Here is a 16453-nt window from a genome sequence, read left to right on the forward strand (position 1 = left end):
TCGGCGCCGAGATCGAGCGCAAGCGCGCCATGGTGCAGATGCCCGATGAACCGGCACCCGCACCCGCGCCGGCAGCGCAGCAGGACGGCGAGGGCCAGTCCTCGCAGGCCCCCGGCGCACACACCGGAACGGCCTGAGCCTCACCCACTCTCCCCCGCGTCCTTCCAGGGCACTTTCTCCTCCGTGCCCAAAGGACGCCTCCTCGGCGGATTGCCGGATCTGGCACTCCGCTGTTTTCTTTCAGGTCAGTCCCACGCGCCTGGCGCCCTCGCCAAACAGGGCAGCCGCTTCGGCGTCGAAGCGAAAGGCTTCGAGAAAGTCCGCAAAGCCGTAGCCCGGCAGCAGACAGCGCGCAGTCGCGGCATGTTCGCGCGCGGCGTCCAGCGCACCGGCCAGGGCGAGGGTACAGGCGGCAATCGCGAAGATGTGCTGATGCGCGTTGGGACGCGCCGCGGCCTGGACAGCGCAGGTCGACGCTTCCTCGAAACGCCCGAGGCGCGTCAGCGCCATCGCGCGCGACCCGAGCATCGCGAACAGCAGCGGATCGAAAGGGCTCAGCCGGCGCGAGCAGTCGGCCATCGCGATCGCCGCATCGGGGTCACCGGACTGTGACTGCACGAATGCCAGCGAGTAGTGGCCGAGCGCGAAGTTGGGACTGAGCTCGACGGCGCGTTCCAGTTCCGCCACCCCCTGTTCGCTGCTGCCGCGCAGCCAGAGGGCACGACCCATGGACCAGTGCGCCGCCGGATCGCGGTCGTCGACCATCAGGGCCTGTCCCGCCGTGGCGTAGGCGCGCTCGATCTCGCGCTTGCGGTCGCCCCAGGCCTGGAAGGCATTCTGGAAATGCGTGAACGACAGGCCGGCGTAGGCGCGCGAGAACGTCGGATCGAGGCGTACCGCGGCGTCGAAGAAATGCTGTGCCCGTGCATTGTCCTCGCGCGTGAACCGGTACATGTGCCACAGCCCGCGATGATGCGACTCCCAGGCGTCGAGCGAGCTCGGCGGGCGCAGGATCGCGCGATTGCGTTCGAGCGTCTCGATCTCGCTGGCGATGGACGCGACGATCCGGTTGCCGATCTCGTCGAGCACGATGAAGGCTTCGTCGAAGGCGTGCTGGAGAATTTCCGACCAGACGACGCGCGAGGTGCGGGTCTCGACCAGCTCGATGGTCACCCGCAATCGCTGGCCGCCGACGCGGATGGCGCCGGAGAGGACGTAGTCGACGTTGAGCATGCGGCCGGCCTCCTCGGGGCCGATGCGCCGTTCGTGCAGGGCGAAGGCGCTGCCCTGGGCGACCACGAACATGCTGCGCAGCTTTGCCAGACGCGTGGTGACGTCGTAGGCCAGCGCGTCGGCGGGGCCGCCGCGCGCGTGCGGCTGCGCGGATTCATCGGCGAACGGCATCACGACGATGGACGCACGTCGGGCTGCGCCGGCGCCGTTGTCTGCGCTCGCGGTCGGGGCCTGGGCTGCGGGGGTGGTCGTCACCTGGCGGTGACCGGTCTGCGCGCGGGCGGCCCGCCAGGCCTCGCGCAGTGGCGCGGCGTCGAGGCCCTCGGCCTCGAACAAGGCCGTGGCCGTGGCGACATGCTCCTCGCCGTCGCGCAGACGCCCGCTCAGGGCCAGGGCCTGGAGCAGGCGCTCGTGCACGCGCCGGTCGAAGGGCGAGAGTTCGAGCCATCGTTCGAGCGGAACAGTCGCCTCGGCCGCGGGCAGGCGCGTGGCCAGTTGTTCCAGCAGCGTCGCGTGGCAGGCCCGCAGCCGGCGCCGCTGCGCGCCCAGCCATTGCTCGAACTGCGGGCTGTCGTCGAGAACCAGGCCTTCGAGAAACTCCCCGCGGAACAGGTCGGCCAGCGACTGTTGCCGCTCCAGGGGCAGGGATTCGAGGCCGGTGCTCGCCGCCTGCGTCACCTCGAGGGCGTCGACCCGGCAACCGTCGAGATCGAGGGCGACCGTATCGCCGTCGGTGCGCACCCGCGACGGTCCGGGCGTATCGATCGCGGCGCGGATGCGGCTCAGGCACCAGCGCAACTCGCCGCGGGGATCGGCCGGTCCGTCCCACAGCAGCGCGCAGAGCTGGCCGCGTCCGAGCGGGCGCGTGGCGAGTGCCAGGTGGGCGAACAGTGCCCGCAGCTTGCGCGACGCCGGCAACGCCACCGGCGTGTCGTCCCGCCACAGGGTCAGCGGTCCGAGCAATTGCACGCGCAGCTCCGCTCGTGGCGGCGGCGACCCTTCCGGGCTCCGCCCACCGGTCTTCCCACGGCGGCTCACACGCTCGGTTCCACGCACGGCCTTTACCGTTGCTCGCGTCGGTCGGACCAGTATGCGCCCGCGCGTTGCGGGGCGGCAGGCCGCCGACACCCGCCCGTCATGGAGTCCCGATCATGTCCACGTTTCCCCGCCTGTTGTCGCTGCTGCTGCCGCTGACCATCGCAGCCCCGGCGTCCGCCGACCCGCCCGCTTCCGAAGGCTCGCGCGCCTTCACCATTGCAGATGCGCGGCTGCAATGGGGGCCGTGTCCGCCGTTCCTCCCCCAAGGCTGCGAGATCGCCGTACTGCACGGCGACCCGGCGAAACCCGGCGTCGACGTGTTCTTCAAGGTCCCGGGCGGTGCGACCGTCCCGGTCCACCGGCATACCTCGGCCGAGCGCATGGTGCTGGTCTCCGGCGCACTCGACGTGACCTATGAAGGAGAGCCGACGCAGTCGCTCACGCCCGGCATGTATGCCTACGGGCCGGCGATGAAGGCGCACGGCGCCGTCTGTGCGCCGGGGGTGCCCTGCGTGTTGTTCATTGCCTTCGACACGCCGATGGACGCGACTCCGGTCGCGCAGAGCCACTAGCTTGCTGCCCGTCCGGATGGAGAACCGCCCATGAACAGCACAGCCGTTGCCGAATCCGCAGTCGTGCCCGATCTGCGCCAGATCAAGTCCCAGCAGCAGGCGGCGTGGTCGTCCGGCGACTACGCCGTCGTCGGTACCACCTTGTCGATCGTCGGCGAAACCCTGTGCGAGGCGCTCGACCTGCGCTCGGGGCAGCGCGTCCTCGACGTCGCCGCGGGCAATGGCAACGCCTCGCTGGCCGCCGCACGGCGCTGGTGCGAGGTCGTGTCCACGGACTACGTCCCGTCGCTGCTCGAGCGCGGGCGCGAGCGGGCCGCGGCCGAGCGCCTCGACATGCGCTTCGAGGAGGCAGACGCCGAGGCGCTGCCGTTTCCGGATGCCAGCTTCGACGCGGTCATGTCGACGTTCGGGGTGATGTTCACGGCCGACCACGTCCGCGCCGCGGACGAGATGCTGCGCGTCTGCCGGCCGGGAGGACGCATCGGACTCACCAACTGGACGCCGGCCGGATTCATCGGCCAGTTGTTCAAGACCATCGGCCGGCACCGACCGCCGCCGCCCGGCACGGCATCGCCGGCGGCGTGGGGCACGCGCGAGCGTATCGGCGAGCTGTTCGAGCGGCAGGCACGATCGATCGTCGCCGCCGAACGCCAGTTCGTCTTCCGCTACCGCTCGCCGCGGCATTGGCTCGACGTCTTCCGCACCTGGTACGGCCCGACGCTCAAGGCCTTCGCCGCCCTGCCGGCGCCCGCCCAGGCCGAGCTCGAGAATGACCTGATGGTGCTGGTCGACCGCTTCAATCGCGCCGACGACGGCACCATGGTCGTGCCCGGCGCGTATCTCGAAGTGGTGATCACGCGTGCCTGACGCGCTCGGCTATGCTGCGCAGCCGGGACCCCGCACCCCCGACCGGGGGTGCGGGGCGGCATGCCCCACAAGGATTGCGAGGTCGCCGTGAGCAGATTTCCCAGCATCCTCGGTACCGTCGGCAACACGCCCGTCGTTCGCATCAACCGCCTGGCGCCCCCCGGCGTCAATCTCTACGTCAAGGTCGAGGCCTTCAACCCGCTCGGCTCGGTGAAGGACCGCCTTGCGCTCGGCATCATCGAGGCCGCCGAGCAGTCGGGCCGCCTCAGGCCCGGGCAGACCGTCGTCGAGGCCACCAGCGGCAATACCGGCATCGGCCTCGCCATGGTCTGTGCCGCCAAGGGATATCCGCTGGTGGTGACGATGGCCGAGCAGTTCAGCGTCGAGCGCCGCCGCCTGATGCGTTTTCTCGGCGCCCGGGTCGTGCTGACGCCGCAGGCACAGCGCGGCTACGGCATGGTCGTGAAGGCCACGGAACTTGCCGAGAAGCACGGCTGGTTCCTGACCCGCCAGTTCGAGAACGAGGCCAACCCCGACGTCCACTCACGGACGACCGCGCAGGAAATCCTGCGGGACTTCGCCGGCGAGCCGCTGGATTGGTGGGTCACCGGCTACGGGACCGGCGGCACGCTGCGGGGCGTCGCCCGGGTGCTGGCCAGGGAGCGGCCCGAGACGAAGATCGCCGTCTGCGAGCCCGAGGATGCGCCGCTGCTGGGCAGCGGCGTCGAGCAGGCGCGACACCCGGACGGTTCGCCTTCGGCTCCGCATCCGGCCTTCAAGCCGCATCCGATGCAGGGCTGGACCCCGGACTTCATTCCCAAACTCGCCGGCGACGCCGTGGCCGCCGGCGGCATCGACCGCATTCTCGCGATCCCCGGTGCCGAGGCGCTGAAGTGGTCGGGCGAGCTGGCGCGCAAGGAAGGAATCTTCGTCGGCATCAGCGCCGGCGGCACCTTCGCCGGCGCCCTGCGCGTCTGCGCCGAGGCACCCAAGGGCGCCAACGTCCTGTGCATGCTGCCGGATACCGGCGAGCGCTATCTGAGCACACCGCTGTTCGCCGAAGTTCCGGCAGACATGACGCCTGAAGAACTCGAGATCTCGCGCTCCACCCCGAGCGCGCAACTGTCGCAATGAAGGCGAATCCCCGACGGGCCATAGCGCAAGCGTGAAAAAGCCCCGGGGCGCGGATCTGGCTGCCTACGCTCGGGTACGCACGCCTGAGTCGGGCATTCCCAGCGGTGGAGGTCCGGCAGCTCGCTGAGCCCCGTGCCACGAACCGCTCGCCTCAGTATTCCTCGCGAGCAGGTAAACCGTTCATGCCGTGGCGCGAGTGATGATCGGCCTCACCTTCGCTTTGAAGCGGCGTTGAGCGTGCCAGAGGTCGTACTTTGCCTGCATGCTGAGCCAGGATCCCGGCGTCGTGCCCAGCGCTTTCGCGAGGCGGAGGTCCATTTCCGGGCTCACGCCCGTGGCGCCGTTTAGCAGGCGTGACAGCGATACGCGCGCGACACCGAGGCGCTCGGCAGCCTCTGTCACGCTGATCTCGTCGAGCCACTCGCGCAGCACCTCGCCGGGGTGCGGAGGGTTATGCATCGTCGCCATGTTTCGTCTCAGTGATAGTCCTGGTAGTCGACGACCTCGGCGTCTCCGTTCACGAATGTGAACGTCAGCCGCCAGTTTTCGTCGACCCAAACCGCCCAATGCCCGGCCAGGGCACCGTGCAATGCATGCAGGCGCCAACCCGGTGCATTCATGTCTGCGGGCCCGCTGGAGTCATCCAGACGAGCCAGTTGCAGCCGCAGACGTTTGGAATGCTTCGGCTGAATGCCCACAGCCTTGCCGGTCTCGAAGAAGGTCTTTAGCCCCTTGTGCCGGAAAGAGCGGATCATGTCGGAACTGTATCATGATGCGATACAGGGACCAAAATGGACACTGCTGCTGCAGCCGTGAGAGCAACCCTGACGCACGCCTGGGCGTGCTCTGATGATGACGGAGGGGGTTCGAGTCCCGTCGCGACGTATGAAAAAGCCCCGGAGGTCCGGGGCTTGATCGTTGCTGCGTTGGTAGGCGCGATTGGACTCGAACCAACGACCCCCACCATGTCAAGGTGGTGCTCTAACCAGCTGAGCTACGCGCCTGCGGCCTGAGCCGAGGGGCGCGAATTATGGCCGCTGCCTCGGTTGTGCGCAAGGCGCGTCCCGCGCCGCCGGGGATTGCGGTCAGTGGATCAGGAAGTACTTCTGATTGATCCAGAAGTGAACCAGGATGCCCGCGGCGTAGCCCAGCGCGATCGCCCAGGTCCAGCGCAGGTGGGCGAAGAAGGTGTAGACGCCGCGCGCCTGGCCCATGACGGCGACCCCGGCGGCCGAGCCGATCGACAGCAGGGACCCGCCGATGCCGGCAGTGAGCGTGACCAGCAGCCACTGGCCGTCGCTCATCTCGGGATACATGCTCAGCACCGCGAACATCACCGGAATGTTGTCGATCACCGCCGACACGATGCCGACGAGCACGTTGGCGGTGGTCGCGCCCAGTTCGCCGTAGAGCAGCTGCGAGCCGACGCTCAGGTAGCCCAGGGTCCCCAGGCCGCCGACGCACATGATGATGCCGTAGAAGAACAGTAGCGTGTCCCACTCCGAGCGCGCGACCTGGTTGAAGGTGTTGAGGCGACGGCGCTCGTGCGGATCGCTGCTGCCGGTGTCGCTGATCCCGCCCTGTTCCATCATCGTGTTGTGCAGGGTCTTGCCGTGGCGGCCCTTGCCGGTGCGGTTGAGGACGTAGCTGACCAGCATCAGCGCGCCGAGGCCGCCCATCATGCCCAGCGCCGGCGGCAGGTGCAGCCACGCGTGCAGGGTCACGGTGAACGCGATCGTGGCGATGAACATGCACAGGATGACCAGGCCGCCGTGGCGGACTTCGGGCTGGACCTTCAGCGGCTCCGGCGTCGCGCGCGGCACGGTCATCGACATGATGAGCGCCGGAATCACCCAGCTGACGATGCTCGGCAGCAGGAGCACGAGAAACTCGTGGGCCGGGAACACGCCCTTCTGCCAGACCATCAGCGTGGTGATGTCGCCGAACGGGCTCCAGGCGCCACCGGAGTTCGCGGCAACGACGATGTTGATGCAGGACACGACGATGAAGCCGGGGTAACCGCGGCCGACCGCCATCGCCACCGAAGACATCACCAGCGCCGTGGTCATGTTGTCGGCAACGGGAGACACGAAGAAGGCGATCAGGCCGGTCAGCCAGAACAGCGTGCGCAGCGACCAGCCGCGCGACACCAGCCAGCCGCGCAGGGCGTTGAACACGCCGCGCTCGTCCAGGGTGTTGATGTAGGTCATCGCCACCAGCAGGAACAGGAACAGCTCCGCGTACTCGACGAGGTTGTGGCGCACCGTGCGGGCAACGATCTCGGTGTCGCCCAGACCGGCGTAGACGCCGCCGATCATGCCCCAGATGATCACCGCGCCGAGCAGCACGGGAATCGACTTGCGCAGGTGCAGTTGCTCTTCGGCGATGACCAGCACGTACGCGGCGACGAACACGGCGATGGCCGCGATGCCGACCCAGTGCGCGGTCAGGTCCAGCGTTGCGGCGGTCTCCGCGGCCAGGACGGAGGCAGGGGAGAACAGAACCAGCAGGGCTGGAACGAGCAGGGCGCGCATGGCTTTCTCGGGTGGGGACGACGACGGCGCGCGATCATAACGGCCGCATTCCGGAGCGGCAATCAGGTCGAACCCGCATCGCGCCCGGCTCCGAGTGCCGGCGCGCGACGGTCAGCGGCTGCTGCTACCGGTGTCCGGCGTACGCAGCTTCGGGCCGCGCGCCGCGATCGGCGTGCAGTCGTTCGGCATGCGCGGTTCGCGGCGCAGCCCTGTCTCGGCGTGCCGGGTCGGCGGTCCCAGTCTGGGCATCTGGCGTGGCATGGACATCGTCTGGCTCCTGCTGAGCGCGATGCGGTTGCGCTCCGATGTCACGATGCGCGCGTTGGCGGCGCGCGTCTGTCCCCGATCGCCGCCGCACCGCCGTCGCGCGGTCTGGCGCATTGTCGTGCGAGCCCCGACCGACCCCGACACGGCCCCGACCGGGCCGGTCAGGCGTTGGCCACCAGGGCCTGCTCGCGCAGCTTGCGGATCTCGTCGCGCTTGGCTGCGGCGGCCTCGAACTCGAGATTCAGCGCGAGCTGCTTCATCTCCTTCTCCAGCTTGGCGATCTTTTTCGCCATGACCTCCGGCGAAACGACCTCGTAGCGCGCCTTCACTTCCGCGGCCTTCGCGGCCTTGCCCGACAGGTCCTCGTAGCCGTAGCGCATCACGTCCGCCACGCGCTTCTGCACGCCCTTGGGCGTGATGCCGTGCGCGGCATTGAACGCGATCTGCTTGTCGCGGCGTCGGGTCGTCTCGTCGATCGAGCGACGCATCGAATCGGTGGTCTTGTCGGCGTAGAGAATCGCCTTGCCTTCGAGGTTGCGCGCCGCGCGGCCGATGGTCTGGATCAGCGAGCGGTCGGAGCGCAGGAAGCCTTCCTTGTCGGCATCGAGGATGGCCACGAGCGAGACTTCCGGGATGTCGAGGCCTTCGCGCAGCAGGTTGATGCCGACGAGCACGTCGAACAGCCCGAGCCGCAGGTCGCGGATGATCTCGGCGCGCTCGACGGTGTCGACGTCGGAGTGCATGTAGCGCACCTTCACGCCGTTCTCGTGCAGGTAGTCGGTGAGGTCCTCGGCCATGCGCTTGGTCAGCACGGTGACCAGCACGCGTTCCTTCTTCTCGACGCGGATGCGGATCTCGCCGAGCAGGTCGTCCACCTGCGTCGATGCCGGCCGCACCTCGACTTCGGGGTCGACCAGGCCGGTCGGACGCACGACCTGCTCGACGATGGCGCCGACCGACTTCTCCTTCTCGTAGTCGGCGGGCGTGGCCGAGACGAAGATCGTCTGCGGGATGATGCGTTCGAACTCGTCGAAGCGCAGCGGCCGGTTGTCGAGCGCCGACGGCAGGCGAAAACCGTACTCGACCAGTGTCTCCTTGCGGTTGCGGTCGCCCTTGTACATCGCGCCGATCTGCGGAACGGTGACGTGCGACTCGTCGAGCACGATCAGCGCATCCGGCGGCAGGTAGTCGAGCAGGCAGGGTGGCGGCTCGCCCGGCGCGCGGCCGGACAGGTAGCGCGAGTAGTTCTCGATGCCGTTGCAGTAGCCGATCTCCTGGATCATCTCGAGGTCGAACATCGTGCGCTGCTCGATGCGCTGCGCCTCCAGCAGCTTGCCCACCGACTGGAAGTGCTTGACCCGCGCACGCATCTCCTCGCGGATCTCGTCCATCACGCCCAGCACCTTCTCGCGCGGTGTGACGTAGTGGCTCTTCGGGAACACGGTGACGCGCGGCAGCTTCTGCCTGACCTCGCCGGTCAGCGGATCGAACAGCGACAGCGACTCGATCTCGTCGTCGAACAGCTCGACGCGCACGGCATCGGCATCCGATTCCGCCGGGTGAATGTCGATGACCTCGCCGCGCACGCGATAGGTGCCGCGCTCGATCGCGACCTCGTTGCGCGTGTACTGCATCGACGTGAGCTGGCGGATCAGCTCGCGCTGGTGGATGCGCTCGCCGCGCACCAGGTGCAGCACCATCGAGAAATAGCTTTCCGGATCGCCCAGGCCGTAGATCGCCGAGACCGAGGCGACGATGATCGCGTCGCGCCGCGTCATCAGCGCCTTGGTCGCCGACAGGCGCATCTGCTCGATGTGCTCGTTCACCGAGCTGTCCTTCTCGATGAAGGTGTCGGTGCTCGGCACGTAGGCCTCGGGCTGGTAGTAGTCGTAGTACGAGACGAAGTACTCGACCGCGTTGTCCGGGAAGAACTCGCGGAACTCGCCGTAGAGCTGCGCCGCCAGCGTCTTGTTCGGCGCCATGACCAGCGCCGGGCGCTGCAGCTCCTGGACGACGTTGGCGATGGTGAAGGTCTTGCCCGAGCCGGTCACGCCGAGCAGGGTCTGGTGGGTCAGGCCGTCGCGCAGGCCCTCGACCAGGCCCTGGATCGCGGTCGGCTGGTCGCCGGCCGGCGGCCAGTCGGCCTTGAGGCGGAAGGCATTCTCGTCGCGGCCCTTGAGCCGGACCACTTTCAGGGATTCTCGGGGGGCTTCCTGCATGGCCGTGAAAGCTTACAGGCTTGGCGACGCGGGCGGATGCACGCCGCGCCGAGCGCCTGCTGACGGCATGACGAACCGATCAGAAGCGCCCGCGCAGATGCAGCGTCACTGCCCGTGGACGCACGTAGACGACGTCGTTCGCCGGACCGGTGAACGCACTCTGGTTGATGCCGCGCTCGTCGGTCAGGTTGCTCAGCGTCAGCGTCAGCGAGGGCCAGATCGCCGCACTGTCGGTCACGCCGAGCTGGAGGTCGACCAGTTCGTAGTCGAACACCGGCACATCGTTGGCCAGCGTCGTGAAGGCTTCGGAGATCAAGGTGTGCGTCAGCGATCCATGGATGCCCCAGCCGCCCGTCAGCGGCCGCTCGTAGGCGATCACGGTCGCGGTCTGCCAGCGCGGCGCGTAGGGCCAGGGCGTGCCCGGCATGGTTTCCACGCCGGCGCCCGTCGTGAAGGCCTCGGTGGTGACGGTCCGGGTGTAGGCGGCCGATACCGAGACGCTCAAACCATCCACCGGCGTGCGCCATTGCAGGGCCAGTTCCGCACCGTCGCTCTTTGCGCCGCCGACGTTGTCGTAGTACGTGGCCACCGGGTTGGGGTTGCTGGGGTCGCGCTGGGCGAGCTGCGGCTGGTCCCAGTCGGCGTGGAACACCGTGAGGTCGGCATGGAGCTGATCGTCCAGCCACTGCGTGCGCACGCCGCCTTCGTAGTTCCAGATGGTGTCGGACTCGAAGGACCGCGGCGCCGTCGTGGACAGGCTGCTGGCGGTGGGCTGGATGCCGCCGACGCGGAAGCCGCGCGAGACCAGTACGTAGCTCTGGAAGCGGTCGCTGGGTTGCCAGCGCAGCGAGGCCTTGGGCGTGAGGCCGCGCTCGGCAACTTCACCTTCGTTGACGTTCTCGACGACGCCGTACAGCGCGCCGGAGGCGCGGGTGACGCCACCCGAGGTGGTGCGGTAGCCGCGCAGGCCCAGCGAGGCCTGCCAGTCATCGCCGAGATCGCGGGTCACGTCCGCGAACAGCGCCAGCTCGCGCACCGTGATGTCCGCACGCTGGTGCCCGAGGACGGCCTGGCCGCCGGGGGTGATGAACGCGTCGCCCGCCGGCAACCCTCCGCCGTACGCCGAGAGGTCCGGTATTGCGATCGGCGTCAGCGTCGACACTCCGGGCGTCGTGAAGATATCGAAGCCGCTGTCGATGGGCTGTTCCTGCCAGAACGCGCCGGCAACCCAGCGCCAGGGATGATCCATGCCGGCGGCCGACGACAGCCGCAGCTCCTGCGACCAGGTGTCGGAGTCGAAGAAGATCTCGCTCGAGATCGTCGACGCATCGGCCTCGCCGGTGGCCAGTCGCGAGAGTTCGGGCGCTTCCTCGAAGCGCTTGCGGACCAGCGCGGTCTCGGCGTGGAAGGTGAAGCGGTCGAACTCGTACGCCAGCGCGAGGTTGCCCATGTCGTAGTAGGAATCCCTGGGACTGGGGCCGGGGGTATTGTCGCGGGACAGTCGCCCGTCGCCGTTGTCGGCGAAGGGCGCGTCGTCGAAGCCCGTGTCCTGGCGCATGTACAGCAGCGAAACCTGCAGCGCGTCCGTCGGCCGCCACTGCGCCATGATGCGCGCACCGCGCTGCCGGATCCGGTTGATGTCCTCCAGCCCCCGGCCGGTGTCGTCGATGTAGCCCGGCGAGCGCCGGTCGAAGCCGACCAGGCGGACTGCGAGCGAGTCGCCCAGCGGAAGGTTGGCGGCGGCGCCGTAGATGGGCGCGCCGTCGCCCTCGCTCACCTGGGTGTACTGCGCGAAGTACTTCACCTCGAAAGCGTCGAGCTCGGGTGACTGCGGCACGTAGCGCACCGCACCGTTGAGCGCGCTGGCCCCGTAGAGCGTGCCCTGCGGACCCTTGAGCACCTCGACGTTGTGCATGTCGAAGGGGTTGGGGTCCAGCGCGACGAACGGAAAGTAGGCGTCGTTGAAGGACACGTTTCCGAACAGGGTGCCCGTGGTCGAGTTCGTGCCCAGTTCCGAGGAGATGCCGCGAATGGTCACCTTCACCGCGCCGGGCTCGTTGGGAATGATGTTGACGCCGGGCACCAGCTTGAGGAAGTCGTCGATGCCCTGCGCGCCCGACTGCTCCAGTGACTCGCCGTCGAGCACCGCGATGCTGGCCGGAATGTCGCGCAGCACTTCCTCGCGCTTGTTGGCGGTGACCACGATCTCCTCGATCGGTGGCTTGCGTGCGGGTTCCAGGCTCGAGTCCGGCTCCGGAGGCGATGCCGTCAGGCTCTCGACCGGTATCAGCGCCTCGATATCGGGCGTGGACTCGGCAGCGGCAGCGGCCGACCACGCCAGAGCCGCGCACAGCATCGCGGCCCGTTTGGCACGCGCCATCGATTCGTTCCCCATGCGGATCTCCCCCCGGAGTTGCACCGCCCCCATGTTCGCCGGGGGCTTCGCGGATCGACTCACCCGATTACGGGGCCTGGCTTCTCAGGCCTGCGGGCCTCAGTGCGCCGAGCGTCCTCGCCACTGCACTGCGTAGAGGTCATGGCGGCGGTCCTTGAGATTCTGCACCGTGCCGTGCGCGCGCGCGGTCGCCAGCGCTGCGAGGTCGAGATCGGCGAAGGCGATCATCTCCACGTTGGGCGTGGTGTCGGCGGCGACGCCGTCGCGGCCGAACGGGAAGTCGCAGGGCGTGATGATGGCGCTCTGCGCGTAGTGGATGTCCATGTTGTGCACCCGCGGCAGGTTGCCGGTGTTGCCGGAGGTGACGACATAGATCTGGTTCTCTACCGCGCGCGCATGCGCGCAATAGCGCACGCGCAGATGGCCGTTGCGCTCCTCGGTGGAGTAGGGCACGAACAGGATGTCCGCGCCCTGATCGACGAGGTGGCGCGTGAGTTCCGGGAACTCGCTGTCGTAGCAGACCAGCACGCCGATCGTGCCGCAGTCGGTCTGGATCGCGCCCACGTAGTCGCCGCCCTCCACCTGCCACCAGTAGCGCTCGGCCGGCGTCGGGTGGATCTTCGGCTGCTCGAACACCGAGCCGTCGCGCAGGAACACGTGCGCGAGGTTGAGCAGGCGGCCGTCCGGCTGCAGCGCCGGATGCGAGCCGGCGATGATGTTGACGTTGTAGCGCAGCGCCAGTTCGCGGAACAGCGTTTCCAGACGATCGTTGTACTCGGCGAGCTTGAGAATCGCGTCGCGCGGCGCGAGCGGCTCGTTCTCCACCGACAGCAACTGCAGCGAGAAGTACTCGGGAAAGACGACGAAGTCGCTCTTGTAGTCGGCAACGGTGTCGACGAAGTAGCGCACGATGTCGGCGAACTCGTCGAACGAGCCGATCGCCCGCTGCAGGTATTGCACCGTGGCCACGCGCACCGTCGACGGGCCACGGTCGGCTGCCGAATGCGCGCGGGCGACATCGCGGCGGGCCTGCGGGTTGCGCCACAGCATGTGCGTGGCGGCGCCGCCGGACTCGGCGTCGGACTTCAGGTATTTGGGCAGCACGCCCAGGAACTCGAAACCCTGGCGCAACTGGAAGTTCATCACCGGATCGCGGATCTGCCCGGCGAGCACCGCGGCGCAGTAGGCCTCGTGACCGCCCAGCTTCCTGGCGCGTCGTGCATAGCCGGGCATGCGTCCGCCGAAGACGATGCCGTCCAGCCCCAGGTCCACGCACAGCTTGCGTCGCGCGGCGTAGAGCCGTTCGGCGATGCGCCGGCCGCGGAAGTCCGGGTCCACGGCCACCTCGTAGCCGTAGAGGAAGTCCCCGTCGGCATCGTGGGTGGAGCCGAAGGCGTTGCCGGTGATCTCGCTCCAGGTGTGGCGGCTCAGCGCTTCCTGCTCGGTGACGATGATCGAGGCGCAGTAGCCCACGACCTGGCCATCGAGTTCTGCCACCAGGTGCCCCGGCGGAAAGTGATTGAGCTGGCCGCGCAGCTGATCGCGGGTGTAGCCGATCCCTTCGCCGTAGGCCTTCTGCACGACGCGGCGGATCGCCGGAATGTCGGCGTGGCGCGCCTCGCGGATGATCAGGGACTTGCTGCGGGGCATCGGCGGCTCCGTCGTGGGGTCTTCATCGCATGGTCGTGGAAGCCCGGCTGCACCGCAAACGCACGCCTGGCATAGCGCAAGGCTATGAACGCGCTGACGAATATGAATTGGACCGATTCTCGGGCGCGGGACTAAGGTCCTTGGCGCATCGCCGCGACGACGGCGATGCGTGCGAGAAACCCGCAAGGACCCACAAGAAAACGGAGACCGAGATGCTCACGAAAGTTCATTCGACGGTTGCGGCGTGCGCCCTGGGCGTGTCGTCGCTGGCGTCGTTCGCAGGGACCGCCATGCAGGCCGGTCCTGGCAACGACTATTGGTGGCCCAACCGGCTCGACCTGTCGCCGCTGCGGCACAGCGCCGCCGTGGCCAGTCCGCTGGACCCGGATTTCGACTATGCGGAGGCCTTCTCGAAGGTGGACCTCGATGCGGTCAAGAAGGACCTGGTGCAGCTCATGCGCAGCTCGCAGGACTGGTGGCCTGCGGATTACGGACACTACGGCCCGTTCTTCATCCGCATGTCCTGGCACAGCGCCGGGACCTACCGTGCCATCGACGGCCGCGGTGGCGCCGACGGCGGCATGCAGCGCTTCGCGCCGCTCAACAGCTGGCCCGACAACGCCAGCCTCGACAAGGCGCAACGCCTGCTGCTGCCGATCAAGCAGAAGTACGGCGCCGCGCTGTCATGGTCGGATCTCATGGTGCTCGCCGGCACCGTGGCGATGGAGGACATGGGCTTCAAGATTCTCGGCTTCGCCGGCGGTCGCGAGGACGGCTGGCAGCCGGCGGACGTCGACTGGGGTCCGGAAACCGAATGGCTGGCCGACCAGCGGCACAGCGGCAAGCGCGAGCTGGCCAAGCCGTTCGGCGCGACGCAGATGGGTCTGATCTACGTCAATCCCGAAGGCCCGAACGGCAATGCCGACCCGCTGGCGGCGGCGCACGACATCCGCCAGGCCTTCGGTCGCATGGCAATGAACGACGAGGAAACCGCGGCGCTGATCGCCGGCGGGCACACCTTCGGCAAGGCGCACGGTGCGCACAAACCGGAAGAATGCGTCGGACCCGAGCCGGAGGCGGCGAGCATCGAGCAGCAGGGCCTGGGCTGGACCAACACCTGCGGCAGCGGCAAGGGCGTCGATACCGTGACCAGCGGCCTCGAGGGCGCATGGACGGTGAGTCCGGCACAGTGGACGCACAACTACCTGCAGAACCTCTACGGCTTCGAGTGGGTGAAGTCCAAGAGCCCGGCGGGCGCGACGCAGTGGGTGCCGAAGGACGGGCAGGGCGCCGGTCTGGTCCCGGACGCGCATGACAAGAGCAAGCGTCACGCGCCGATCATGTTCACCACCGACCTCGCGCTCAAGGAAGATCCGGCCTACCGCAAGATCACCCAGAAGTGGCTCGAGAACCCGGCCGAGTTCGAGGCCGCGTTCGCACGCGCCTGGTTCAAGCTGACCCATCGCGACATGGGGCCGACCTCGCGCTATCTCGGTTCGATGGTGCCGCAGGAAACCTTCGTCTGGCAGGACCCGGTGCCCCCGGTCGATCACAAGCTGATCGATGCCAAGGACATCGCCAGGCTGAAGAAGGACCTCCTCGCCTCCGGCCTCACCGTGCCCGAGCTGGTGCGCACGGCCTGGGCCTCGGCGTCCACCTATCGCGACACCGACATGCGCGGCGGCGCCAACGGCGCGCGGCTGCGTCTGGCACCGCAGAAGGACTGGCCGGTCAACCAGCCCGAGGAACTTGCCCGGGTGCTGCCGAAGCTCGAGGCCGTGCAGCAGCGCTTCAACAAGTCGGCGAGTGGCGGCAAGCGCGTCTCGCTGGCCGACGTGATCGTGCTCGGCGGTGTTGCGGCGGTGGAGAAGGCGGCAGCGGATGCCGGCCACAAGATCGACGTGCCGTTCACGCCGGGGCGCACCGATGCCACCCAGGCGATGACCGATGTCGAGGCCTTCGCCTTCCTCGAGCCGACAGCGGACGGCTTCCGCAACTATCTGGCGAAGGGCAACGCCCAGCCGCCGGCCGAGGCCCTGGTCGAGCGTGCCTCGCTGCTCGATCTGACCGTGCCGGAAATGACCGTGCTCGTCGGCGGCCTGCGCGTGCTCGGGGCCAATGCCGGCGGCACCCGGCATGGCGTGTTCACCGACCGGCCCGGCCAGCTCAGCAACGACTTCTTCGTCAACCTGGTCGACATGTCCACGCAGTGGCAGAAGGCCGAAGGCGCCGAAGGGCTGTACGAGGGCCGCGACCGCAACAGCGGCAAGCTCAGGTGGACGGCCACGCCGGTGGACCTGATCTTCGGCGCCAACTCCGAGCTGCGCGCCGTCTCCGAGTACTACGCCTCGGATGATGCCAGGCAGAAGTTCGTCGAGGACTTCGTCGAGGCCTGGACCAAGGTGATGAACGCCGACCGTTTCGATCTGACCTGATCGCGGTAGCCTGAGGGCGGCGCCTCCGGCAACGGCGGCGCCGCCTTTTTCATGTGTCCGGCGGTCCCGACTTCCAGTATCATGCCGCCCCGTTTGTTCTCCCCCCAAC

Annotated in this window: 12 protein-coding genes and 1 tRNA gene; 4 read left to right on the forward strand and 9 right to left on the reverse strand. The window is 68.3% G+C overall.

Translation table 11 applies throughout. The features are described 5' to 3' along the window. Positions 1 to 240: 240 nt before the first annotated feature. Entirely contained in the window at positions 241 to 2202 is a 1962-nt protein-coding gene (locus C8D93_RS18720) for a hypothetical protein (protein WP_211307421.1), read from the reverse strand. A 182-nt stretch (positions 2203 to 2384) separates the two neighbouring features. On the opposite strand from C8D93_RS18720, the gene C8D93_RS18725 reads away from it, so the two are divergent. From C8D93_RS18725 to C8D93_RS18735, 3 genes are all read left to right on the forward strand, one after another. Beyond that, complete coding sequence (locus C8D93_RS18725) at positions 2385 to 2843, forward strand: cupin domain-containing protein (protein ID WP_110266773.1); 459 nt, start codon at positions 2385 to 2387, stop codon at positions 2841 to 2843. Between the two features lie 30 nt (positions 2844 to 2873). Further along, positions 2874 to 3710: a class I SAM-dependent methyltransferase gene (locus C8D93_RS18730; protein WP_110266774.1), complete on the forward strand. Its 837-nt coding sequence runs from the start codon at positions 2874 to 2876 to the stop codon at positions 3708 to 3710. Positions 3711 to 3797: 87 nt separating this feature from the next. Next, positions 3798 to 4844 carry a PLP-dependent cysteine synthase family protein gene (locus C8D93_RS18735; RefSeq protein WP_211307422.1) on the forward strand — a complete coding sequence of 349 codons (1047 nt, stop codon included), beginning with the start codon at positions 3798 to 3800 and terminating at the stop codon, positions 4842 to 4844. Positions 4845 to 5024: 180 nt separating this feature from the next. Here C8D93_RS18735 and C8D93_RS18740 read toward each other — a convergent pair whose 3' ends face one another. The 8 genes from C8D93_RS18740 to C8D93_RS18775 form a co-directional block, all read right to left on the reverse strand. Then, positions 5025 to 5312 carry a HigA family addiction module antitoxin gene (locus C8D93_RS18740; protein WP_110266776.1) on the reverse strand — a complete coding sequence of 96 codons (288 nt, stop codon included), beginning with the start codon at positions 5310 to 5312 and terminating at the stop codon, positions 5025 to 5027. An 8-nt stretch (positions 5313 to 5320) separates the two neighbouring features. Next, the gene (locus C8D93_RS18745; protein ID WP_110266777.1) at positions 5321 to 5599 is read right to left on the reverse strand and encodes a type II toxin-antitoxin system RelE/ParE family toxin; all 279 of its coding nucleotides are present in this window, start codon (positions 5597 to 5599) and stop codon (positions 5321 to 5323) included. A 172-nt stretch (positions 5600 to 5771) separates the two neighbouring features. Beyond that, positions 5772 to 5848 (reverse strand) — tRNA-Val (locus C8D93_RS18750). 81 nt (positions 5849 to 5929) lie between these two features. Then, positions 5930 to 7378: a sodium:proton antiporter NhaD gene (gene nhaD, locus C8D93_RS18755; RefSeq protein WP_110266778.1), complete on the reverse strand. Its 1449-nt coding sequence runs from the start codon at positions 7376 to 7378 to the stop codon at positions 5930 to 5932. A gap of 111 nt (positions 7379 to 7489) precedes the next feature. Further along, a complete protein-coding gene (locus tag C8D93_RS20810) occupies positions 7490 to 7645 on the reverse strand; it encodes a hypothetical protein (protein ID WP_170124119.1) in 156 nt (51 codons plus the stop codon). Positions 7646 to 7806: 161 nt separating this feature from the next. Beyond that, positions 7807 to 9864, reverse strand: coding sequence for an excinuclease ABC subunit UvrB (gene uvrB, locus C8D93_RS18765; protein ID WP_110266780.1), 2058 nt, complete (start codon positions 9862 to 9864; stop codon positions 7807 to 7809). A gap of 79 nt (positions 9865 to 9943) precedes the next feature. Next, positions 9944 to 12259: a TonB-dependent receptor gene (locus C8D93_RS18770; RefSeq protein WP_170124120.1), complete on the reverse strand. Its 2316-nt coding sequence runs from the start codon at positions 12257 to 12259 to the stop codon at positions 9944 to 9946. A gap of 99 nt (positions 12260 to 12358) precedes the next feature. Then, positions 12359 to 13909: a carbon-nitrogen hydrolase family protein gene (locus tag C8D93_RS18775; RefSeq protein WP_110266782.1), complete on the reverse strand. Its 1551-nt coding sequence runs from the start codon at positions 13907 to 13909 to the stop codon at positions 12359 to 12361. Between the two features lie 212 nt (positions 13910 to 14121). On the opposite strand from C8D93_RS18775, the gene katG reads away from it, so the two are divergent. After that, entirely contained in the window at positions 14122 to 16344 is a 2223-nt protein-coding gene (gene katG / locus C8D93_RS18780) for a catalase/peroxidase HPI (RefSeq protein ID WP_110266831.1), read from the forward strand. Positions 16345 to 16453: the final 109 nt, after the last annotated feature.

It is taken from the genome of Sinimarinibacterium flocculans (genome assembly GCF_003201205.1).
Lineage (GTDB): Bacteria > Pseudomonadota > Gammaproteobacteria > Nevskiales > Nevskiaceae > Solimonas > Solimonas flocculans.